The 22,491-nt window shown below is 47.5% G+C and carries 22 protein-coding genes; 20 read left to right on the top strand and 2 right to left on the bottom strand.

All coding sequences use genetic code 11. The features are described 5' to 3' along the window. Window positions 1-5: 5 nt before the first annotated feature. Complete coding sequence (locus tag AC3G2T_RS09950; protein WP_474679920.1) at window positions 6-413, bottom strand: DinB family protein; 408 nt, start codon at window positions 411-413, stop codon at window positions 6-8. 100 nt (window positions 414-513) lie between these two features. Between AC3G2T_RS09950 and AC3G2T_RS09945 the strand changes: the two genes are divergently transcribed. Next, the gene (locus AC3G2T_RS09945; RefSeq protein ID WP_488435326.1) at window positions 514-684 is read left to right on the top strand and encodes a hypothetical protein; all 171 of its coding nucleotides are present in this window, start codon (window positions 514-516) and stop codon (window positions 682-684) included. Window positions 685-955: 271 nt separating this feature from the next. Here the strand turns inward: AC3G2T_RS09945 and AC3G2T_RS09940 are convergent, their stop codons facing one another. Further along, window positions 956-1,405, bottom strand: a complete 450-nt coding sequence (locus AC3G2T_RS09940) for a hypothetical protein (RefSeq protein WP_474679922.1) — start codon at window positions 1,403-1,405, stop codon at window positions 956-958. Between the two features lie 590 nt (window positions 1,406-1,995). Here AC3G2T_RS09940 and AC3G2T_RS09935 point away from each other — a divergent pair. The 19 genes from AC3G2T_RS09935 (at window position 1,996) to AC3G2T_RS09845 (ending at window position 22,482) form a co-directional block, all read left to right on the top strand. Beyond that, window positions 1,996-2,400: a hypothetical protein gene (locus tag AC3G2T_RS09935; protein WP_474679923.1), complete on the top strand. Its 405-nt coding sequence runs from the start codon at window positions 1,996-1,998 to the stop codon at window positions 2,398-2,400. Between the two features lie 22 nt (window positions 2,401-2,422). Continuing rightward, window positions 2,423-2,845 (top strand): SAM domain-containing protein, encoded by a 423-nt coding sequence (locus AC3G2T_RS09930; RefSeq protein ID WP_474679924.1) that lies wholly within the window; start codon window positions 2,423-2,425, stop codon window positions 2,843-2,845. Window positions 2,846-2,901: 56 nt separating this feature from the next. Then, window positions 2,902-3,279 carry a hypothetical protein gene (locus AC3G2T_RS09925; RefSeq protein WP_474680247.1) on the top strand — a complete coding sequence of 126 codons (378 nt, stop codon included), beginning with the start codon at window positions 2,902-2,904 and terminating at the stop codon, window positions 3,277-3,279. Window positions 3,280-3,461: 182 nt separating this feature from the next. Beyond that, window positions 3,462-4,100: a GntR family transcriptional regulator gene (locus tag AC3G2T_RS09920; protein WP_474679925.1), complete on the top strand. Its 639-nt coding sequence runs from the start codon at window positions 3,462-3,464 to the stop codon at window positions 4,098-4,100. Window positions 4,101-4,168: 68 nt separating this feature from the next. Continuing rightward, complete coding sequence (locus AC3G2T_RS09915; protein ID WP_474679926.1) at window positions 4,169-5,422, top strand: glycoside hydrolase family protein; 1,254 nt, start codon at window positions 4,169-4,171, stop codon at window positions 5,420-5,422. Window positions 5,423-5,567: 145 nt separating this feature from the next. Beyond that, a complete protein-coding gene (locus AC3G2T_RS09910) occupies window positions 5,568-6,905 on the top strand; it encodes an ABC transporter substrate-binding protein (protein ID WP_488435325.1) in 1,338 nt (445 codons plus the stop codon). 58 nt (window positions 6,906-6,963) lie between these two features. Next, window positions 6,964-7,842 (top strand): carbohydrate ABC transporter permease, encoded by an 879-nt coding sequence (locus tag AC3G2T_RS09905; RefSeq protein ID WP_488435324.1) that lies wholly within the window; start codon window positions 6,964-6,966, stop codon window positions 7,840-7,842. Between the two features lie 14 nt (window positions 7,843-7,856). Further along, entirely contained in the window at window positions 7,857-8,672 is an 816-nt protein-coding gene (locus tag AC3G2T_RS09900) for a carbohydrate ABC transporter permease (protein ID WP_488435323.1), read from the top strand. Between the two features lie 16 nt (window positions 8,673-8,688). Beyond that, window positions 8,689-9,426 (top strand): amidohydrolase family protein, encoded by a 738-nt coding sequence (locus AC3G2T_RS09895; RefSeq protein ID WP_474679930.1) that lies wholly within the window; start codon window positions 8,689-8,691, stop codon window positions 9,424-9,426. 18 nt (window positions 9,427-9,444) lie between these two features. Beyond that, on the top strand, window positions 9,445-10,560 hold the full coding sequence (locus AC3G2T_RS09890) for an isocitrate/isopropylmalate dehydrogenase family protein (protein ID WP_488435322.1): 1,116 nt from the start codon (window positions 9,445-9,447) through the stop codon (window positions 10,558-10,560). Further along, complete coding sequence (locus AC3G2T_RS09885; RefSeq protein ID WP_488435321.1) at window positions 10,560-11,492, top strand: sugar phosphate isomerase/epimerase family protein; 933 nt, start codon at window positions 10,560-10,562, stop codon at window positions 11,490-11,492. The genes AC3G2T_RS09890 and AC3G2T_RS09885 overlap by 1 nt, the downstream gene beginning before the upstream one ends. Then, window positions 11,489-12,856 carry a four-carbon acid sugar kinase family protein gene (locus tag AC3G2T_RS09880; RefSeq protein ID WP_474679933.1) on the top strand — a complete coding sequence of 456 codons (1,368 nt, stop codon included), beginning with the start codon at window positions 11,489-11,491 and terminating at the stop codon, window positions 12,854-12,856. The genes AC3G2T_RS09885 and AC3G2T_RS09880 overlap by 4 nt, the downstream gene beginning before the upstream one ends. Continuing rightward, window positions 12,857-13,528, top strand: a complete 672-nt coding sequence (locus AC3G2T_RS09875; protein WP_488435320.1) for a class II aldolase/adducin family protein — start codon at window positions 12,857-12,859, stop codon at window positions 13,526-13,528. Window positions 13,529-13,563: 35 nt separating this feature from the next. After that, the gene (locus AC3G2T_RS09870; protein WP_488435319.1) at window positions 13,564-14,574 is read left to right on the top strand and encodes a Gfo/Idh/MocA family protein; all 1,011 of its coding nucleotides are present in this window, start codon (window positions 13,564-13,566) and stop codon (window positions 14,572-14,574) included. 149 nt (window positions 14,575-14,723) lie between these two features. Next, window positions 14,724-16,076: an ABC transporter substrate-binding protein gene (locus AC3G2T_RS09865; RefSeq protein ID WP_488435318.1), complete on the top strand. Its 1,353-nt coding sequence runs from the start codon at window positions 14,724-14,726 to the stop codon at window positions 16,074-16,076. 83 nt (window positions 16,077-16,159) lie between these two features. After that, window positions 16,160-17,941 (top strand): sensor histidine kinase, encoded by a 1,782-nt coding sequence (locus AC3G2T_RS09860; protein ID WP_488435317.1) that lies wholly within the window; start codon window positions 16,160-16,162, stop codon window positions 17,939-17,941. 6 nt (window positions 17,942-17,947) lie between these two features. Then, window positions 17,948-19,567: a response regulator transcription factor gene (locus tag AC3G2T_RS09855; protein WP_488435316.1), complete on the top strand. Its 1,620-nt coding sequence runs from the start codon at window positions 17,948-17,950 to the stop codon at window positions 19,565-19,567. 147 nt (window positions 19,568-19,714) lie between these two features. Continuing rightward, window positions 19,715-21,571, top strand: coding sequence for a GH32 C-terminal domain-containing protein (locus tag AC3G2T_RS09850; protein WP_488435315.1), 1,857 nt, complete (start codon window positions 19,715-19,717; stop codon window positions 21,569-21,571). Window positions 21,572-21,573: 2 nt separating this feature from the next. Further along, complete coding sequence (locus tag AC3G2T_RS09845) at window positions 21,574-22,482, top strand: carbohydrate ABC transporter permease (protein ID WP_488435314.1); 909 nt, start codon at window positions 21,574-21,576, stop codon at window positions 22,480-22,482. The last annotated feature ends 9 nt before the right edge of the window (window positions 22,483-22,491 follow it).

Genomic DNA, 22,491 nt, shown 5'->3' with positions numbered 1-22,491 from the left:
AAGAATCAGATTACTGATAAAATTTGATTTTTGTGATGAATGTCATGTTCGATAAATTCGTGGATGATGTAGAGCAAGGAGTAGGGCGTGTTTGTATGTGGGCAATATTCTACGCCGTTTGCGGGCACATGTTTAGTAGCGATATCTGGCTCAGTTAGCAGTATGTCAACCAACTGACGACGGGTTTGCTTAAATTCGTCAAGCATACTTATTTTGGAAATTCCCGAACGGGCATATTCATAAGCTTTTTTGTTAAACGAATCGAAATTTGGAAAGAACATTCCTTCGCCATTTTTAATTGCTGGGATAATCGTATAGATGAGGTAATTATCCCAATTTTTAAGATGTGAAACAATTTCCGCTACTGATGCTTTTCCTTCAGCAATTGGAATTAACCAAATGTTTTCGTCCAAATCACGTGGCATAGAGAAGTAAAGTGATGGATGATTATGTATCGGGTGAAAACGTGTCTTCTCGGAAGTGAGTAGTATTTATGAAAAGGAAAGGCCTAGCGTGAAAGGGAATTCAATGAAAAAAGTAAATGAAAAGCTTATAGAAGAACTCTGTCGTTATGAAGATGACTTTCCAGAGGGGGTGTTTGCAGTTCCACCTTCATCGGATGCCCCAAAAGTAAAGGTTCGGGCTTTGATTGTGGTTCTGAAGGAAACAGTATTGATAAATTGAACAAGTAAATCACTCAGATTCAGTCTGCTTTTTAAGGAGTACTATTTTTAAAAACGTGATTTCAGCTTTTCAATTTCTGAGATCGAAAGAAGATTTTACCTTACCATATCAATTGTTTCATTTTCCATTCCCAGTCCTATCCAGAAGTCTATCTCGTCTTTGGATTCGCATATGCAACTTTGCTGTCATTTGGGACCCCTCAAAAGAATTTTTTTCAGAGCAGAAGTTTTGTATCGTGTAATCGGCGGTTGTGTGTGCGTAAAAATAAAGTTCAGATACGAGCAATAACTTGCCGTAGCTTACCTTCGAGCATCTGCTCCAGTTCAAGTAATTGCTCATTTTTTAGAGCATTTTCGGGATTTTCTACGCTCAAAATAAGCCGCGAGAATCCTGCTGGCCTATCATAGATAAGGTCGTGCAAGGAAATATTTGAGAAGCAGCATGGAAGTTGTGCATGTAAATCCTCGAATGAAGTTTTCCAAGCGGTATCCATCGCATCGTGCCACCATTCCAGATCAACGATCGTCTCGCAATTTGGACACGTAATTTTAATAAAGTTTTCTCCTTGATCAACGAATTGGGTCTTTTCCGATTTCTCAACAGATACAACCGCAGTTGCGAAAATGGATTCGAGGAAGGTTCGAGCCTGATCAATTTTTAAATTCTCGGGCATAAAGTTTATATCTTCGGGTATCAATTTAACTATGGTATCAGACAACATCTATCTTTCCCTCCAACAAATTCCTCTGAATAAAGAAGTTCCACAATAATTTTTGTATTCCTGCAAAATCGTTTTCTCTGGTTTTGTCCCAATCAAATTGTGGTAGTATAGAATTGTTAGGCAGATTGATCTTGGTTTTTATAGATGCATAGTAAAGACCTAATTTTGAGTGTGATTTTTCCTACGACGGTGATGACATCGCCAATACTGGCATCTATATGATTCATCCTGAATTCGAAGATGAACATGGCAAAATCATTTTGGATCGTGAACTGCCGATTGCTTCGAAAGATACGGCGAGGAATGCGTTGGAGTTAGGGATATAACTGCAAAGCCGCCCTTTATTGGGCTATACAGTGAGCCGCGATGTAAGATCGTATTTGAATCCGAAGAGGAGTTTAGTATCTTCAGGAATAAGATTCATGATTTTGGATGGACAACTCTGGATTTGAGTTAATGGTAAGGTGCTAGAGTAGAAGATGATATGAGGGTTCAAGAATAATGGATTTGCTTGTGATGAAGAAATGGCGTACGAATTAACGAGGATAACCTTACATTAAGCTTAGAAATAAGGTTGGAAGAGGGAGATCATGACTGACTTCGTTTTTAATATGGATTACGAAAACCGAGATCTCATTTTAGACATTCCTGGAGAGTGGGAGAATAAACGAGGTTCGGGAAGCATTCGTCGTTTTGATTACGTGAATGTCGATGTTTTGAGGAAGTTAATTGGACAAAAATATATAGATCCGGAAGATCGCGAAAATAGTTCGCCGAGTGTCGCTCAGATTTATGAGTTTATGATCAAGCACCCTCAAGTCTTAGTACAGGGATATGCGGTAAGCCCTCATCGCAAGGATTATCGAGTAACGATTACGACTCTTTTTGCGCTGGAGGAGAAAGTCAATCCGAAAATAAGGAACGAATTTAAGATGTTCTCTGCAAACGCGGATGAATTGATTACGGATACATACTTGTATGCCTGGTGGGACTGAAGATAGGCAGGAGGTGGAGTCTATGAAACAAGTACAAATACCCAAGCTAGAAGAGCTTGAAGAAATTTCACAAAGGAATGGATTTTGCACAAGGTTAGATGCCGATCTACAAAAGGAATTTGAAGTATTTAACTTGGATACAGAAAGCGGATTCATATGCTTAATGACTGCCGAACTTGACCTTTTTAGTATTGATATCATGAAGCCGAACGATAGAAAGCTCCTGGAAACATTAGCGGGAATACTTGAGCTATACGGGCTGCCAGCAGCAAATCTAACGGAAGATATCGTTTGTTGTGTGGAAAAGAAAGAAGAATTAAATCGGGATTATGAAGCTTACTGGGTTCAGTATTTTTTGAATGAAGAAGATCCAAATGTGATGTATGTCAGATACAGGGCGTTTGTAGATGAATCATGTGCTGAAATAAACAGTATGCGATGTTGAGGGGAAATAAAAAGGCTCGAAGTAGCCAAATGCACGGAGAAAGGTAGGTGTTAATCATGTGTCGATATGCAATGTATGGTCCTTATAAAGATATCTACGCATGCTTTCAATGCAGAAAAGCATTTAAGCAAATATCTGATCGTGAACTAAGTAAACGTGATGTGCAGAATAGAGCATATAAATGCCCACAATGTAGCGGAACTATGAACGACATGGGACATGATTTCAAGGCACCCAAACAGAATGATGTGAAGCAGTGGATGAAAGTAGAGATTCTATATAATAGCGGATTTACCTATCATTCATGTGGCTGTGGAGGTCCGGGATATAGACCTGCAAAATTATCAGAAGTAGAGCAATTCCTTGAGAATAATAAAACATTTAAGTCTGAAGGAGAAGTATTGCTCAAGATGCTAACAGTAAAGGCTTATTAGACTACATCATCACACGCGAGCGAAGCAATCCATTCAGAATCGAACTACAAACATTTCCTAATCCTTTCTGACATTATAATAACGCTTGCAATTTTACGGGGATAATGATACTGTATAACCATCAAATATTCGTACACCGTATACGAAAGAAAGTGGTCGAAAAGGAAGGAGGGGTATTATAATTGAGTGCTATAAAAATCGAGTATGAAGATTTGGACCAATTGACTTATAAGACATTAAAAAAGTTGATTCTTGACGGTCAATTGAAACAGGGAGAAAAGATCATTCAAGACAATCTTGCCGATCAATTGGGTGTAAGCAGAACACCGCTTCGCAAGGCGATTGCTCAACTTACCCAGGAGTGTCTGATCGAAACCAACGGAAGAGGGACGTACGTTAAGCAATACACCACTGAAGAAATGATTGCGGCTTTTGAAATCCGTGCCGTACTCGAAGGTTTGGCAAGTCGGCTATGCGTAAGATATATGACCGATGAAGATATTCAAGCATTGGAAAACCTTTTTAAGGAAGCCATGGCTAAAATAACGGATGAAGACTGGTCCGCCTATCGTGAAGCCGATCGGGAGTTTCATAACCGGATTTCCAAGCAGGCCAACAGTGTCATGTTATCAAACATGCTCAATCAGTTTCAAGTCTTGAGCATTACCTATTTAAAAGGATTAATGCGCCCTCCTTATGAAACAATCAGCGATCATATGGATATCATTCAAGCGATAAAAAACCGGTCAGAGGATGAGGCTGAACGGGCAGCTGTCGCGCATATTCGTAAATCCATAGAAGCAGTGAAAAATAATAAGTGACCATTCCATTTCTTTTTTTTGTAATTCTTCGTATACGGTGCACGGGATACTAAAAGGGAGTGAGTTGAATGAGTAAAACAGTGTTAAGCATCCAAGGCGAGCATTTTAAGATCAATGGGCAGAAGATATATTCCGAAATTGCCGGAAGCCGTCCTGAAGCGCACGGGCTATTGATGAACGCCCGATTCATTCAGGGCATCTTCGACGATAAAGCCGATCGGAGCCGATACAACCGGTTCGGGAGAGAATTCAACCCCGAGCGGAATACGGACGACTTAATTTCCGCATTGCCGCAATGGTATGCATACGGACTGCGTGCGTTTACCGTTGGCTTTCAAGGTGGAGGGTCCTGCTTTACAATCAACAACAACACGGTTGACAACAATCCGTTCGGTCCGGACGGGAGCGAGCTCGATCCAGCTTATGCCGCGCGTATGGATCGCTTGATTCGTGCAGCCGACGAGCTGGGAATGGTCGTAATCGTCAGCTATTTTTATCCTGGCCAGGTTTTCCAACTCAAGGACGCCCGCGCGGTGCTTAACGCAGTACGCGTTGCCTCGAAATTCCTGAAGGACGGTGGATATACCAACGTCATAATCGAAGTGTGCAATGAGCATGACATCGCAAAGCCGCATCCGTTGATTTATACGCCGGAAGGCATGGTGGCACTCATGGAGATCGCACGGAAGGAATCCGGCGGCTTACCGGTCGGTTGCAGCGGTACAGGGGGCTTCATCGATGAAGGGGTATGCAAGGAGAGCGACGTTATCCTTATTCACGGCAACCACTTAACCAGACAGAGTTATTACAACAGTATTCGGCAGGTACAGAAGTGGGCACCGGGGAAACCGGTCGTCTGCAACGAAGATTCGCAGGCCATTGGCAATATGGGCGTTGCTTACCGTACAGGTACCTCGTGGGGTTACTATAACAATATGACTAAGCAGGAGCCGCCTTGCGATTGGGGGATCACTCGTGGAGAGGACCAATTCTTCGCGTACCGGATGGCTGAGGGTATCGGCATCAAAGTGCCGGAGATACCGGAAGAAGATCGATTTTACCTGCAAGGTCTGGAGCCGGAGATGGAATTTGAAGGACAACGTTGGATTCGCCTCGCCAGCTTGTATCCAGAGGCCATTGACTATGTGGATTTCTATTGCAATGGTGAACTCGTATACACCAACTACGTGGAACCGTTTACCGTCAACTTCGACTCTAACTGGAGGCAGCTAGCTTGGCATGTGCGTCCCGGCGATCGGGAGTGGAAGGCAGTCGTACATTTGAAAAACGGTGAGGTTTTGGAGCGTAGAGCGAGTTTATAAATGAGCCGGCCATCGCCGGTTAAACATCTGAAATCGTTATCAGGTCGTTTTGAAAGCGATTTCGAAAGGGCCGGCCAATAGCTCCATGATTGCGGTTGATCGCATTTTATGCTTTCAATAATCAAAAAAAAGGGGAGGAAAAAGAATGTTAAGAAAGCGTTTCAAATCAACGGTATTTACGGTTCTAGCGGGCATGCTCGTATTGGCGGGCTGCTCGCCCAGCGGAGGAAATAACTCCGCGAATGAAAAAGCAAACCCCTCCAAGAGTGGTAAAGCTGTAAAGATACGCTTTGCGCATACTTGGGGCGGATCGGATGGCAAAGCTGGGGTATTCAAAGCGCAATTGGACGCATTTCGGACTCAGCATCCGGAGATCAATCTAGTTGAAGAATTTGCTCCGGGCGATGAACTGAAAACCAAGCTCAAAGTGGACATGGCCAGCAACAATACCCCGGATATATTTTTATACTGGGCGGGGGAATCGTACATGCGTCCGCTCATTGACGGCAAAGTCGCCTTGAACATGAAGGATTATTTTGCGGCAAGCAAATCGGTCAAAAAAGATCAATGGTCAGATGCAGTTTGGAAAGACACGGCAGTCGACGGCGAAGCCTATTTGGTTCCGCTCGAAACGTCAAAGGCGTTCTTCTTGTATAACAAAGAAATTTTCGACAAGTATAAGCTTCAACCGCCGAAGACCTATGAGGAATTTAAACAAGTTTCCAAGGTATTGCGTGAAAACGGTATCATCCCGCTTGCAATGGGCAGCAAAGGCTCCAACCCGGGCCATTGGTTTTATTCGGCGATCGCAACGCAATTCGCGGGCGGCGTAGAAGATGCGGAGAAAATAAGCAAAGATTATAAATTTGATACGGATGCCTTCAAGAAAGCCGCACAAATCGTCAGCGAGATGAAATCCTTGAAGATATTCCCGGATGATACGGTTGCCAACGGCGATTGGGCTCCATCTGTAGTTCCTTACAATGAAGGTAAGGCGGCGATGCTGTTCACCTTGCCATGGTCTTTGCCTAACTTGAGCAAAGAGACTACTGCAAAATCGGAATTAATAAATGTCCCTAAAATGGAAGGTGCGGTAAAAGATCCTGCGTCTTACACGATCGGGGGATATACGATGAGCTTGGTCATAAATAAAAAGTCGTTCGAAGATCCGGCCAAAAAAGATGCGATTGTCGCAGTAGCAGATGCCTTGCTGTCCGATCAAATGAACGCTGCGTTAGCCGGCGCAGGCTTGATGCCTGCCAAGTCCTTGAAAACGACTGGGAACTCCCTGGATCCGTTCGCTGCCAAAGTATTCAGCTTCACGAATTCATACAGCGTTGTACCATTTACGAAATCCATGCTGCCCGGCGCGAAATCCACGGAAGCTTTCAATCGTGCAATGGATGAATTGTTTGCAGGCGTGATCAAACCGGACGATTTTATTAATAAGGTACAGACGGCCGTTGCAGGCGAGAAGAAATAAAACAGTTTGGGGAGGGACGACATCCCTCCTAAAAAATTTATTGTAATTGGGTGATGGCATGACACAAAAACGCAGTTTATTTTCCGCTATTTTCCTTGCACCAGCCGTTTTGCTGTTTTTACTGTTTTTTATCGTGCCCGTCCTGTACTCGATTTACTACAGCATGACGGAATGGGATGCGGTACAGAAACCGGAATTTATTGGATTTTCCAATTTCTCGCAGCTGTTGCACGATTCGGATTATTGGAAGACGATGAAAAATACGTTAGTAATAATCGTTCTTACGTTGACGATTAAAATTCCGGCCGCATTGATTCTGGCGTATTTATTACTCCGAATCAAGAGAGGATTTAAATTTTTCAGAACGGTTTTCTTTCTGCCGGTGGTCGTGTCGCCGATGGCGATCGGCTTGATGTTTTCCCTGATGTACAATTCGGAGGGCGGATTGCTGAATCAAATTTTAAATTTTCTTGGTTTATCCTTTCTCCAGAAAAACTGGTTGTCCGATCCGAACATTGTTCTTTATTCCGTGGCAGCACCGCAAGTATGGCAAACGATCGGCTTGTTCTTCATTATTTTCCTGGCTGCCTTGCAGAGTATTCCGAAAGAAATATTCGAAAGTTCCGAAATCGACGGCGCATCGTCGGGCCGTACTTTCTTCAGTATTGTCCTTCCTATGATGTGGGATGTTTTGCAAGTGTGTATTATTTTGGGTGTTACAGGTGCGCTGAAAACGTTCGAGCATTCCTGGGCGATTACCCAAGGGGGCCCCGGCGTTGCTTCAGCTTTTGCTTCCGTGTATTTATTCATGAAAGCATTCGCTTCCTATGAATTTGGTTATGCGAGTGCAATTTCAGTGACGATTGCTGTATATGCTTTGGTGTTTACGGTCCTGTTCAAAAAATTCTTTTCCAGCAAAGACTCTCTGGAATACTGAAAGGTGGGTTGGCGGTGCTTCAAGCAAAGAAACCGATCAAATATGTGCTGCTTTCCGCATATAGCGTGACAACATTATTTCCGTTTTTATGGGTGTTTCTAAGCTCTTTCAAAACCAACACCGAAATTTACAGCAGTCCGTTCTCGCTGCCGAAGGTATGGCAATTCGGAAACTATGTCAAGGCATGGACCAGCGGAAATATTGGAGCAACCTTTCTTAATAGCTTCTACATTACGGTCATTTCTGTAGTGCTAATCTTACTTTTCGGAGCGATGGCTTCATATATCTTGGCGCGCGTTTATCCAAGTTTAATGATTTATACGTTTTTTGCCCTAGGAATAATGATTCCCGCACAGACCATTCTAATTCCAACCTTTTCAATCCTTAAAGAACTCAATCTGATTAATAACCATGTCGGCTTGATTCTAATGTATGTCGTTAGCAATTTAGCGCTCACGATTTTCATTTTGGTATCCTTTATGCGGACGCTGCCCAAGGAATTGGAAGAAGCGGCGATTATGGACGGCGCAGGGCGGTATCGAACCTTTTTCTCGGTCATTCTGCCGCTGTCTACGCCTGGTTTGGCGACTGTAGGCATATTGGCGATGCTGTCCTGTTGGAATGAGTATTTGTTCGCCTACGTTCTGATTTCCAATCCGGTACTGAAAACCTTAACCCAAGGTATCTATGGGATGAAAGGCGAGTATATGACTGACTTTGGACCGATGACTGCGGGGCTGGCAATTGCTATGATTCCGGTCGTCATTTTGTATATCATATTCCAGGAAAAGGTAGTTGCCGGGATGACTGCCGGTGCAGTGAAAGGATAAGAAGGGAGGAATCCGTATGCTTTCGATTATAGATACACATGTTCATCTAGGCACCTCCAAATTTTCAGGCGTAACGACAACAGAAACAGAGTTGCTGGAATCGATGGAACGTAACGGCGTCGCGACGAGCTTGGTGATGCCCCAACCGACGCTGGAAAATATCCAGGATGTACATGAACAAATTGCCCGGCTGGCTAGTAAACACCCTGGGGAATTTTACGGAATCGCGAGTTTGGATCCGTGGATGGAGGAGGAACCCTATGTCCAGCAGCTTGAAAAGTGCGTGAAGGACCTGGGATTTATTGCGGTTAAACTGCATCCATACGGGCATAACATCTCTCCGTTGTCGGATCGCTGCAATAAAATATACGAAACTGCACGAAAGTTGAATATTCCGGTAATCGTCCATACAGGTCTGGGTACACCTTCTTCCTTGCCGTCTTTATTAATCGAACCGGCTCGAAAGTTTCCGGATGTGACCTTTATTCTTGCGCATGCAGGCTTCGCGATATACACCGATGAAGCCATCGTAGCTGCCAAAACATGCGAAAATATGATTCTGGAGCCGTCCTGGTGCCCTACGTATACGGTTGTGAAAATGATTAACGCGATCGGACATCAGAGGATGATCATGGGATCGGACCATGTCACGAACTTACCTGTGGAAATTACGAAATATCGTTCCATTGGTCTAACAGAAGCCCAGCTTGACGATATTTTTCATAACAATGCCAAGCGGATTTTTAAATTATAACATTGAGGAGCGAAGGACATGAAGGTTTATAAAATTGCGGTCCTCCCGGGAGATGGCATCGGGACGGAAATTACCGACGAGGCTTTGAAAGTATTAAAAACGGTAGAATCCCATCTAAGCAACGCACGGTTTGAATTAGAGTCTTTCGACGCCGGGGCGGAAAGATTTTTGCGGACAGGGGTTACGATGCCGGAAGACACATTCGACCATTGCAAGGCTGCAGATGTAATGCTTATGGGGGCTATCGGTTTACCGGAGGCACGTCATCCGGATGGCAGGGAAGTGAACGGCGACGTTATTTTCCGCTTGCGATTTGACTTGGATTTGTATGCGGGTGTAAGACCGGTCAAGCTTTACGAAGGCATTGTCAGTCCTCTCCGGGATGTGAGCCGGGGCATCGATTACATCATTGTAAGAGAGAACATAGAAGGTCTCTACGCTTCCCGTACAGGCGGTTGCAATGTAAGAGGCGAGGTAGCGACGGATACGATCATCATGACCAGAACCGGTATTGAGAAAATTTCCCGCTATGCATTCCGATTGGCGGAGAAAAGAAAAGGACGCGTCTCAGACGGAGCATCCTTGGTAACATGCGTAGATAAAGCGAACGTTCTTAGTTCCTATGCCTATTTTAGAAGTGTTTATGATAGTGTCGGCGATCAGTTTCCGAATATCGGGCGGGATTATGTGTATGTCGATGCTATGACTTTGTACCAAGTGATGAACCCGCAAATGTTTGATGTCGTCGTAGCGGAAAACATGTTTGCCGATATCATATCGGATCTTTCGTCGGCTACGGTTGGGGGACTCGGGATGGCTCCGTCCGGCGATATCGGCGATCGGCATGCATTGTTTCAACCGGCTCACGGCACAGCTCCATCCATAGCCGGCAAAAATATCGCCAACCCATACGCTATGATCTTATCGCTCTCTATGATGCTGGATTGGCTCGGAGAAAAGCATGCGGATAACAGCCTTATTGCCGCGGGGCAAGGAATTGAGGAGGCTGTCAAACGAATTTTGGCAAACGGCGGAGCGAAAACGGGAGACATTGGCGGTAAAAGCAGCACTTCGGATGTCGGCAATGCGGTCGTGGAAGCATTGAATCATTCGGTGAACGAGTGGGCGAAATAATGTTTGCGCCGAGGATTGAAGATCATTTAGAGATGGGAATCATCTTCAATGCGATGTATCCGGATGCATTTCAGGAAGATGAATCTTTGCTGCAAGCGGTTGATCATGTATTGCATGACACTTACTTCCGGAGAATTGAAATTTCAGGTATTCGCAACCCCGATTCCCGAGCCAAATTCAAAAAAAGGCTCGACATCTGCCGTATGAAAAACAGCTATCTGGCACAGCCGGCGATTTTTCGAGAGCAGCTGGATTTGGGGAGCCTTGATGAAGCGGTCAGGTCGAAGGCTTTAGCACGCATGCTGAACGCCCTGGACGAAGCGGAAGCTGTCGGAGCCGATATGTTTGAAATTATCAGCGGCCCGAATATCGAAGGAAATAGAAGCCTGGCGATCGAACGATTAGCTGAATCAGTCCTGCTTCTCGGCGAGCAAGCGCGAGCGCGCAATATGAAACTTCTCATGGAAATGTTCGACTACGATGTGGATAGGAAGCGTTTGATCGGCTCCGTGGAAGATACGGTTCGCTTATTTCAATATATGAAACCGACGGATCATGTAAAGCTATTGTTGGATTTGAGCCATATCCCTATGGTAAGAGCCGATATCGCAGCCGCCGTCCGGGAGTTGAACCCATGGATCGGCCATGTGCATGTCGGCAATACGGTAATGCGGACTGACGACGCAAGATATGGGGACTCTCATCCTTATTTCGGGTATCATGCAGGAGAGAATGATATTGAACAACTTGTAATTTATTTCCACTCACTTTTGCAAGCAGGCTATATTCATGCAACCCGATCTTCCTCGGTAAGCTTCGAATTGATATGCGCGCCGGCGGAAAGACCATCCGATCTCATTGCGAATGCCAAGCGTACGCTGCAACTGGCATGGCGTGAATTCCTTCGTGAAAGCGGGGATCGCAATTTATGACTGCTCATGAATTATGGATGGCCTTCTATGGAGATGACTTTACCGGTTCGACGGATGCGATGGAAGTGTTGGAAGGACAGGGCGTCAGGACGGTTTTGTTCATTCAACCTCCCACGAACGATATGCTGAAGGCCTTTTCCCACGTTCATTGCATAGGTGTAGCCGGTACTGCTCGTACAATGAGCCCTGCCGCGATGGACAAGGAATTGAGCCCGGTTCTGCAGCAATTACAACAATTAAATGCGCAGGTATTGCATTACAAAATGTGCTCTACCGCCGATTCTTCGCCCGAAATCGGAAGCATCGGAAAAGTCGTAGAAATCGGAAGAGAATTGTATCGCGAACAAGCTGCGATTCCCATTTTAGTGGCGGCGCCGCAGTTAAGAAGGTACACGGTATTTGGAAATCATTTTGCCGCATTTCAGGGGGATGTTTATCGTCTGGACCGACATCCTTCGATGTCCAGACACCCGGTAACACCGATGAAGGAGGCCGATTTACAGCGCCATTTTTCCCTGCAAATGAATGGAACGATATCTTTATTTTCGGTATCGGACCTTGAACTTGCCGCAGATGAACGGAAAGCCTGGTGGGAGAGCTTGCTCCGGAAAGAGAAGAATGCCTTACTGCTGGATGCGCTACATGAAGGGCATATGCATTCCATCGGCGAACTGATTGGGGAAGCGTCGGAACGCCAGCCCATGTTTGTTATAGGTTCTTCAGGCATGTCTCTAGCTCTTGGCTCCTATTGGAAAGAACGATATGCATTTGAGAATCGGGTTGAACCGGACCTGGAACCGCAGCAAACCCTCGTATTGTCCGGAAGCTGTTCTCCGGTTACCAATATGCAAATCGACCAGGCAGCTGGAAACGGCTTTTGCAAAATGAAAGTAGATGTTTTGAAATTGTTGAAAGAGAATGAAAGCGATGACGCTTGTGATCGTATCCTGAAGGAAGCTAAACAATTGTGGCTGGAAGGCAGAAGCTTGATCTTGTACACCGCGGACGGACCGGAGGACAGCAGCATTAGGTTGCTGCATGACGAGCTTTCCCGGCAAGGCGTCCCCATCTCGAGCACCGGTGAAATGATTGGATGCAAAATGGGTGAAATCGGCAAACGTCTGGTCGAGATGCTTGGCATTCAGCGGGTTATTTTGGCGGGAGGAGATACTTCGGGATTTGCAGCCTTATCGATGGGGATAGAGGCGCTGGAATTGTTGCAGCGTACTGCGCCTGGCGCGCCCTTATGTCGCGGATATTCCAAAGACCCGGTTATGAACGGGATTGAGATCGCTCTGAAGGGCGGGCAGCTTGGACAGCCTGATTATTTCTTGAGAGTGGCAGACGGAAGGAGTGGCTCCTAGTTGAATGAAACGATTTTCCAAAATAAAGAGCTTGAATTAAGACAGATTTTATGCAAATTGGGCGCATATATGCTGGACAGACAGCTTGCATGGGGAAATTCCGGGAATATTAGCGCTCGTCTGTCGGAGAATAAAATGATCATTACAGGTTCCGGAACCGACTTGGGGCAGCTATCTCCGGCGGACCTTGTCCAAGTGGACATTGAAAAGATGGAATGGGAGGGGGCTCTGAAGCCATCCAAAGAAATTCCGATGCATGCCGAGATCTATAAGCACCGGCCGGATGCCAATGCCATTCTTCATGCATCTCCTTTTTGGTCCACGTTGATGTCTTGCACGAATATACCGTATATGTCCGAGCTTTTCGTAGAATCCATGTATTATTTGGAGCGGGTAGCTTACGTTGATTACTTTCATCCCGGTTCCCGGACGCTGGGGGCGGCTGTCGGGGAGAAAAGCAAGCAGGCCAATATTATCATCCTAAGAAATCACGGCGTGATCGTCTTCGATACGAGCGTCAAGGAAGCGAGAATGGCGCTTGAGACACTGGAGATGGCAAGCCGAATGATCATTACGGCACGAACAGGCGATATTTCGCTGCAAACATTATCTTCTGATGTGGCGGCGGATTTCTTGGATAATGCGGGTTATAAGCCGCGTAGAACTTTTTGAATAGCTAACAATCGGATTGGGGAAGGATTGGAAAGATGGAGAGGAAAAAGACATACCGAGGGGTTATTATTGGAGCAGGTCACTTTTCCGATGTGCAGCTGGAAGCTTGGCAATCCGTTTCCAGCGCGGAAATGGTTGCGATTTATGACATTGATGCTGCGAAAGCGGAGCATCTCGCCGATAAATACGGCATTCGTAGTTTTCAAGATTTTAATCGGATGATAACGGAAGTTAAGCCGGATTTTATAGATATTTGTACACCGCCTGCGTCTCATTTTGAATATGTTCGATATGCGGCTGATTTGGGACTGCCCATTTTGTGTCAAAAGCCTCTTGCACCAACGCTCGCAGAAAGCGAGGAATTGGTCCATTATGCGGCAGAACGCAATGTTCCGCTGATGGTGAACGAAAATTGGCGCTGGCAGCCATGGTATCGTCATATCAAAAAAATGATGGACGAGGGACAGCTCGGCGACGTTTATTATGCCTATTTTCATATGCGTCCAGGCGACGGATGGGGCAATGACCCGTATCCCGTTCAACCCTACTTCAAACAAATGGAAAAGTTCCTGATGTTTGAAACGGGAATTCACTTTATCGATACGTTTCGGTTTTTGTTCGGAGAAATAAACAACGTATATTGTCAATCCCGGAGGATTAATCCGGTTATCCGCGGAGAAGATTTGGCCATTATGTTCGCTAATTTTAAAAATGGCATTCTTGCCGTTTACGATGCAAATCGGGTCGCCTACACAACTATCAACCGGTCCCCAACCTACGGCTGCATGATGATCGAAGGCACGGAAGGAAAGCTCCGGCTTGATGAGGAAGGACGCATCTTCCTGACAAATAGAGGTGGCGCAGAGCAAGAGTATGTATATGAAATACGCGAAGGCTATAAAGGGGGAAGCGCGATCGCTACGCAGCAGCACTTTGTAGACTGCCTTTCGTCAGGAGGAGGATTTGAGACTTCCGGCTTGGATTATTTGACTAATATGCGAATTCTATTCTCATGTTATGAATCCATGCAGTCAAACGCCATGTAGCGTTTGAAAGCTGCTTTTGGGCACCATGCAGGCATATGATGAGCATTTTATAAGAACAAAGCAGAGAATTTTGAATTTATTCGCCCCTTTCATTTGATAAGATGATGACATGAAAGAACAACAGACAATCAAGAGAGGGGCACAATGTTATGAAAAGACTCAGTCAAGCCATATGCAGTGCTGTGGTGGCCGGCGGACTGCTCGCAGGATGTTCAAGTCAAGGCGAGGTTGCGAAGTCTTCTGCCGAACCTAAGCAAACCGATGCTGCTGTGAAAAAAGAAGACAAAGTGAAGCTGACGTTTTGGAGAAACTCGGGAAACGATACGGAGAACGCCGCTTATGACAAGCTGGTCGCATCCTTTATGGAGAAGTACCCGAATATTTCGGTGGAGATGACGCCGGTACCGTATTCGGATTATGATACGAAACTGCGGGTATCGATCGCATCGGGCAGCCCGCCGGACATTATGGCTCTGGATGCTCCGACCGTCGCTTCGTACGCTAGTGCCGGAGCGATAAAGCCGCTTACCGCGTACTTCAAAGCAGATGGCAATATGGATGATATCCCGAAATCGACATTGGCGACATATACGTATCAAAACGAAATCTATATGGCGCCTTTAACGGAGTCTTCCATCGCCATGTTCTACAATAAAAAAATGTTTGAAGCCAAGGGCATTCCGCTCCCTTCCAAAAATCCCGACGAGCCTTGGACCTGGGATCAGGTGCTTGACGCGGCCCAAAAGATCAACGATCCGTCTAAAGGCGTTTTCGGTATCGATCCCGCCCAAGGCTTCGGCAGCGCAGGCGGTACGGCTTATTTCAAATATCCGATCATTTGGCAATTCGGCGGCGACTTGATGAGCCCTGACGGCAAAACGGCCAAAGGCTACTTAGACTCGCCGCAGACGAAGAAAGCGATCCAATTCTTCACGGACCTGTATAATAAGGATAAGGTATCCGCACTCGAGTATCCGCCGGATCCGTTCCCGAACGGCAAGCTGGGCATTACGATCGACGGTTCCTGGTCGCTTGCGAATTTGAAAGATAAATTTCCTGATTTCAAGCTTGGCGTGGACTACGATATTGCTCCGCTGCCGAAACAAACCGCTCAAGCCGTCGCCAACGGAAGCTGGGCGCTCGGAATTTCGGCAAATAGCAAGCACCCGGACGAAGCGTGGAAGTTTGTCAATTATGTAACCGGGCATGACGGGCAAAAGATGTACTGCGAGATGACGAAAGATATTCCGTCCCGTTACTCGGTGGCCAAGGAATTTTCGGAGCTCGGCCAGTATCCGAAAAATATTTTCGTCGCACAAAACCAGAAATACGGCAGACCGCGGCCGATTACGCCGATCTTCCCGCAAATGGCCGATGCGGTGAACAAAATGTTCGAGGACGTCACGATCGGCAAAAGACCGATCGACGCATCTGTCGCGGAAGCGATTACGACGATCGATAAAGCCTATGCGGATGCGGAAGCGCAGAAGAAAAAACAATAAGATAGACAAATGAGACGAATCATGATAAGATTGTCTCTTTGTCGTAGTTGTTGTTTGGCATCCGTCAACTCAGGGGGGATATTGTGCTTTTTTCCATGCGAAGCCGTCTGATGGCCGTCTTTTCTCTGCTGCTGATCCTGCCTTTTGCCCTGCTGGCCTATATTTTCAGCAAGGAATCGACCGACATTATTAAAGCGTCCATCGAGTCTTCAACGACCCAAACGATCGATCAGTTTGCTTCCCATGCGGCGACGCTGCTAAAGCAAGTAGAGGATACGGGAAATCAGGCGCTGAGCAGCCGGATTACGCAGGATTGGCTGAATGTTTTATTGAATCCGCAAAGCACGATTCAAGAGCGGGTATTGTCCAAGCAAAGATTGCGCGAATATTTTTCATCCTACGCGGTAAACAATTCCAACGGTATTTCCATCAGTGCCTTTGACGATGAAGCCGGCGGGATATGGACGAGGGATCAAACGTACAAGATCAGCAACTGGTATCAGGCATATGTAACGGAGAACAAGCGCTGGACGGCGGCGCATAAAGATGTCGATCAGCCCGACGAATATATGAGGTCCCGATTTGTGAACAGTCTCATTTTTCCTTTGATCCAGCTTCAATCGATGAGAAATGCAGGCGTTATAAAAGTCAATTATCCGACTTCCCTGCTTCGAGACACGATTGAGAAAATCTCGATCGGAAAGACGGGAAACGTGATTTTGCTGACACATGAAGGGCAGAGTGTGCTGAATCAAAATATTGCAGAGGGCGGGGTTGATTGGAAGGCTGCGCTTGGGCAAATCGATGCGCAGTACCGGGAAGCGGATAACGGAGTGTTTCCGATCCGGCGGGGCGAAGAGACGAATTTGTTCTTTTTCCGCAAATTGCCCGCACAGGACTGGATCATTGCAGGTATCGTTCCCGAAACGGAACTTTACGAGAAAATCTCCCATATTCGGCAAACGATTTTATTTGTCAGCATTCTCCTGCTTCTTCTTGCCATGGCGGCGGCATATTGGCTGTCCGCGGGCATCACCAAGCCGCTCAGCGCAATGGCCAGGGCAATGAAGTATGTGCAGCGCGGCGAATTCGGACAAGCGGTGCAATTCATGCCCAAGGTAAGGGACGGGCACAGTGAGGTCGACTACGTGGCAGGCGTGTTTGAACAGATGACCTTCAGATTGAGACATCTCATCGAGACGGAGTTCGAAACGAGTCTGCGCAGGACGAATGCCGAATACAAGGCGCTGCTGCTCCAGATCAATCCGCATTTTTATAATAATACGCTTGAAATCATCAGCGGTCTGGCGGCGATGAAGAGGGAAGACCTGGTCATGGATGCCACGGAAGCTTTAGGCAAAATGATGCGGTATTCGCTGAATTTGAATAGCGATTTGGTCCGGGTGGTCGAAGAAATGGACTATATTCGGGACTACTTGTTCATTCTCCATCTTAGGCATGAAGAAAGGTTGAGCGTTACCGTGGAGGAAGCGGCGGAGACCGGGGAGCTTGCCATAGCGAAGTTTATTTTGCAGCCGCTCGTTGAGAACGCCGTGAAATACAGTCTGGAGAAAGAAGGCGCAGCGCGCATCTGCATCAAAGCCGAATTGCGGGATGAACGGCTTCAGCTCACGGTCCGGGATAACGGAATCGGAATGAGGCCGGAATTGGTGCGTGATTTGCTTGACGGAATCGGGAAGAGCGAGCCCACCGCGATTCTGAGCAGCGAAGGGCGGAGCATCGGGCTGCGCAACGTGCTGTCGCGTTGCCGGCTCATGTACGGGGGAAAATTCGATTTGGGCATACATTCCGCGTTAGGCGTAGGGACAACGATTACGCTGTACCTGCCGATTGTAAGGAGTTGACTGCATGTGTACAGAGTGATGCTGGTGGATGACGAGGCGGGTGTCCGCAACAGCATTAAGGCCAAAATCGATTGGCATGCCGCGGGATACCATATCGATTCGGAAGCGTCAAGCGGTGCGGAAGCCTTGCAGTTGCTCGGCGAACGGCCCTTGCCGGATGTGATCATTACGGATATCCGGATGCCGCAAATGGACGGCATTGCTCTCATAAAATCATGCAAAGATGCATACCCCGGTCTCCGAATGATCGTGCTTTCGGGTTATTCCGATTTTGAATATATGAAGGCCGCCATTCAGCTCGGGGTGAAAGATTATTTGTTAAAACCGGTGGTTCGCGGTGAATTGACAGCCATGCTTGCAAAACTTGCAGTAGAGCTGGAGGAGGACCGCAAGCGGGAGTGCGAGCAGGCTCAGGAACAAATGAAACTTGATCAATTGCTTCAAATGATGCAGGAGCAGTTAATCTGGCAGTTGGTCAAGGACGAATGGTTTAGTGTGCCGGCTGTCACAGAGCGGATGCAGCAGCTGCAACTGGGGCCTTTGGCTGAGGATCATGCAGTCGCCCAGTTTGTTACGGTGGAAATGAGAATTCCGCAAGGGCGGCTGGACGATTGGAATGAACGGAAAGATTTGCTCTATCTGGCTTTCCGGATGATTTGCCGGGAAACGGCGGAGAAATGGGAGAGCATTTATCCTTTTTACGAGGTCAGCCATCCGGCGATGATGCATTTTTTAATTCGGATTGGGGAGCGTAAGCAGCCGCGGAGCTTCGTGGAGTCGTTTGTGCGCGAACTGAAACGCAACATCAAGAGCTTTTTGAAAGTGGAAAGCGTCATCGGCATCGGCGAGCCTATTAACGGATTAAAGCAGCTCAAGGACGGCTATGCCTCAAGCATGCTGGCGTGGAGCCAAAGCACCGTTCATACGGACAAGGAGGGCACAGGCACCAATATGCTGGAAATGACGCACGCCCTTTCGCCGGAAGTGGAGCGGAAACTGATGCATTCCATAGAAAATGTGGATATGCCCGCATTCACGAAGCAGTTGCATGCGATCTTCTCCGCGAATCCGGATACGCCTATGTTTGTATTTACGTTTTTGACGCTCCGCATGATCCTTCTGTTCAATGCGGTGGCCAAAAAGTTCGAGCTCGGCGATCCGACATTGCAAAACTATTTGTGGAATTGTCAGATGACGGTCAGAGATTATTCGTCGCGGGAGCAAGTGCTGGAGCAGCTGCAAGAAATGGCGAAGCTTGTGATGGAGCGGGTAAGGCAAACGCGTTTCTCCAGCGGCCAAAAGATGCTCGAGGCGATCCGCAACTATGTGGATGAAAATTTCTCCTATGAGCTCACCTTATCGTCCCTGGCCGATATGTTTTATATCAATGAAACCTACTTGTCGGGCTTGTTCAAGCAGCAAGTCGGCGCTACGTTCAGCGACTATGTGACCCGCCTGCGGCTCAGCAAGGCAGCGGCGCTGCTGCAGGAAAACGAACTGAAGCTGACAGATATCGCCACCTTGGTCGGCTATTCCAGTCCCAGTTATTTCAGCACCGTCTTTAAGAAGTGGTACGGCAAAGGTCCCAAGGAATACCGGGAAGAGCTGTTGAAGCACCGGCAATAAATGAAAAATGACGAGCCCCTGCCCAAGCTGCGGGCTTTTCGTGCTGCAAAACAAATTGAAAGAAAAGATCAGATGAAAATGAAATCTTTCGTCAGCCCCTTTCTCTACAATTGAAGTACAGCACATCCTGCAAAGCTTGGAGGTAGCATGAAAACGAAATCTTGGTTATGGGCCGCAGGGGTTTCCGCGGTCGTACTCATAGGGTTTGGAGGAGCGGTTCTGATGACAAGTCGCGGTAAAACGGTTTTACCACAGGGCGGAACGGCATACGTATATTCGAGCGATCCGATTCATTATACGGAACCATTTCGCCAGCAGTATCATTTGTCGCCGCCGTCCGGCAATATGAGCGATCCGAACGGAATGGTGTACTTTGAGGGCGAGTATCATCAGTTTTATCAAAACAGCGGACAATGGGGACATGCGGTGAGCAAGGATCTGGTCCATTGGGAGCATCTGCCGTCAGCTCTCGCCAGAGATTCGCTGGGAGAAATATGGTCCGGCAGCGCGGTGGTCGATTGGCACGATACGAGCGGATTTTTCGGAGGCCAAGCGGGCCTCGTCGCGATTTTTACGCATTTTAAAAGCGGCACTCAATCCCAGAGCATCGCGTACAGCAACGATAAAGGAAGAACGTGGACCAAGTACGAGGGGAATCCGGTTATCCCGAACCCGGGGCTGAAAGATTTCCGGGATCCGAAAGTGTTCTGGCACGAACCGAGCCATTCCTGGGTCATGGTCGTCTCGGTCGATAACCGTGTCCGCTTCTATACGTCACCCGATCTGAAGGGGTGGAAGATGGCCAGCGAGTTCGGCAGTGACCAAGGCTCGCATGCGGCTGTCTGGGAATGCCCGGATCTGTTCGAGCTGCCTGTAGAAGGTACCAAAGAGAAGAAATGGGTGCTGACGGTTAGCATCGGCAGCAATGCGGCAACTAAAGGATCAACCGCGCAATACTTCGTCGGGTCGTTCGACGGAACGACGTTCAAGAACGAGAATCAACCCTCGGACGTGCTCTGGACAGATTTTGGCAAAGATTTCTATGCAGCCGTATCCTACTCCGATATTCCGGCAAAGGACGGCCGCCGCATATGGCTGGGGTGGATGTCCAACTGGCGCTATCCGTTCTCCATGCCTACCGGTCCATGGAAAGGGAACATGTCGATTCCCCGGGAGCTGCGGCTTAGACAAGTCGAGGGGCAAGGCCTACGGCTAATTCAAGAGCCGATCAAGGAACTGCAAACACTGCGGGGCAAACCGGTATCTTTACCTCGGCAACTGTTGGCCGCCAACCATAACCCGTTCGCGGGCATAAGGGGTACGTCTTATGAGTTGGAAACGGAATTAACCGTTCAGCCGAATGCGAAATTGACCTTCCATCTGAGACAAGGAGACGGCCAAGCGACCCGTGTTAGCTACGACGCCAAGACCGGGCAGCTAACCGTCGATCGTACGCAATCGGGCGTGACCTCGTTTGAGAAAGGGTTTGCGGAAGCCGTGTCCGCGCCGGTGAAGCTGAAGGAGAATAAGCTGAAGCTCCGGTTTTTCGTCGATGCATCGAGCCTCGAGGTATTTGCCAACGACGGCGAGGCCGTTCTTTCCAATATCATCTTCCCGGATCCGACAAGCAGCGGTCTGGAACTGATCGCGGCGGAAGGCGGCGTCATGCTGAATACGGCCCGTTATTATCCGATGCGGTCGATTTGGCGCGATGAAGACCCGGACAGCTCCAAGCCGCTTCGCATTATGTTTGCCAAGAACACGCTGGATGTACCTGCAGGCGATAGCAGGAAGATGGCAGCCTTAGTCCTTCCGCTCGGCGCCTCCCAGCAGATCAAGTGGGAATCCGGCGACGCTTCCGTCGCAGCTGTTGAGGCGGCCGAAGGCGGTGTTATCGTGAAAGGGCTGAGGCAAGGCCAAGCCGTCATCAAAGCGACTAGCGCAGACGGCAGCGTGAGTTCGGATTTCAACGTATTTGTTTATGACAGCAACGCGGAGGGATAGCGATGGATTCTACTATCATGAACCAAAAATCGAAGAGCAGCTATCGGAAACATGAGCAGGCCACGGCCCTCGGCTTTATTTTGCCCGCTTTCGCCCTATTGCTTGTGTTTGTGTTCTATCCGATGCTACAGGCGTTCATCATCAGCTTTAAAAATTATTCGCTCGTGGGTACCGGCGGCGTGTTCGTCGGATTGGATAATTACGTTCATTTGATGAAGGACCGTTCCTTTTTTAACAGCCTGAAGCATTCTTTTTACTTTGCGGTTATTGTCATTCCGATCCAAACGAGTATTGCCCTGGGGCTCGCTTTATTGATCCGGAAAAAAACTGCGGCGACAAGCTTGTTCCGAACGCTGTATTTTATTCCGGTCATTATTTCGACTGCGGTGGCGGCAACGGTATTCAAGCTCATTTATAACAAGGAGTTCGGTTTGCTGAACAATGTATTAAAAGCCTTTCATTTGCCGGCGACGAACTTCTTGTCCAATCCGGATACGGCCATGAACGGGATCATTATGCTCGGAATTTGGAAGGGGGCCGGATTTTTCATGATCATCTTCCTGGCCGGGCTGAACAATATTTCGCCTGATTTGTACGAAGCGGCGAGAGTTGACGGCGCAAACAGGCTGCAGCAGTTTTTCAAAATCATGCTTCCGCTGTTACATCGGACAACCGCCTTTGTCGTGATTATGACAACGATTGATGCCATCAAGCTGTCAGGGCTTGTATTCGTATTGACGAACGGCGGGCCGAATGGCTCGACGGAAACGGCCGTCTATTATATATACAAGCAGGCGTTTACCCAGATGAGGATGGGATATGCGACTGCCGCCGCATTTGTTCTGTTCGCGATCGTGCTGACCATTTCTTTGCTGCAAATGAAATTGTTTGATAAAGACGCAGAGGCCTAGGGGGAGTTG

Source organism: Paenibacillus sp. sgz302191, from assembly GCF_057749925.1.
Note: the sequence above shows the minus strand (reverse complement) of the source record. Positions and strands in the feature narration are given on the sequence as shown.

What these genes read in the sequence shown, in the direction of transcription:
- AC3G2T_RS09940 (WP_474679922.1), bottom strand. Translation starts at nt 1,405, where the DNA reads ATGTTGTCTGATACCATAGTTAAATTGATACCCGAAGATATAAACTTT.
- AC3G2T_RS09935 (WP_474679923.1), top strand. Translation starts at nt 1,996, where the DNA reads ATGACTGACTTCGTTTTTAATATGGATTACGAAAACCGAGATCTCATT.
- AC3G2T_RS09930 (WP_474679924.1), top strand. Translation starts at nt 2,423, where the DNA reads ATGAAACAAGTACAAATACCCAAGCTAGAAGAGCTTGAAGAAATTTCA.
- AC3G2T_RS09925 (WP_474680247.1), top strand. Translation starts at nt 2,902, where the DNA reads ATGTGTCGATATGCAATGTATGGTCCTTATAAAGATATCTACGCATGC.
- AC3G2T_RS09915 (WP_474679926.1), top strand. Translation starts at nt 4,169, where the DNA reads ATGAGTAAAACAGTGTTAAGCATCCAAGGCGAGCATTTTAAGATCAAT.
- AC3G2T_RS09910 (WP_488435325.1), top strand. Translation starts at nt 5,568, where the DNA reads ATGTTAAGAAAGCGTTTCAAATCAACGGTATTTACGGTTCTAGCGGGC.
- AC3G2T_RS09905 (WP_488435324.1), top strand. Translation starts at nt 6,964, where the DNA reads ATGACACAAAAACGCAGTTTATTTTCCGCTATTTTCCTTGCACCAGCC.
- AC3G2T_RS09895 (WP_474679930.1), top strand. Translation starts at nt 8,689, where the DNA reads ATGCTTTCGATTATAGATACACATGTTCATCTAGGCACCTCCAAATTT.
- AC3G2T_RS09890 (WP_488435322.1), top strand. Translation starts at nt 9,445, where the DNA reads ATGAAGGTTTATAAAATTGCGGTCCTCCCGGGAGATGGCATCGGGACG.
- AC3G2T_RS09885 (WP_488435321.1), top strand. Translation starts at nt 10,560, where the DNA reads ATGTTTGCGCCGAGGATTGAAGATCATTTAGAGATGGGAATCATCTTC.
- AC3G2T_RS09880 (WP_474679933.1), top strand. Translation starts at nt 11,489, where the DNA reads ATGACTGCTCATGAATTATGGATGGCCTTCTATGGAGATGACTTTACC.
- AC3G2T_RS09870 (WP_488435319.1), top strand. Translation starts at nt 13,564, where the DNA reads ATGGAGAGGAAAAAGACATACCGAGGGGTTATTATTGGAGCAGGTCAC.
- AC3G2T_RS09865 (WP_488435318.1), top strand. Translation starts at nt 14,724, where the DNA reads ATGAAAAGACTCAGTCAAGCCATATGCAGTGCTGTGGTGGCCGGCGGA.
- AC3G2T_RS09850 (WP_488435315.1), top strand. Translation starts at nt 19,715, where the DNA reads ATGAAAACGAAATCTTGGTTATGGGCCGCAGGGGTTTCCGCGGTCGTA.
- AC3G2T_RS09845 (WP_488435314.1), top strand. Translation starts at nt 21,574, where the DNA reads ATGGATTCTACTATCATGAACCAAAAATCGAAGAGCAGCTATCGGAAA.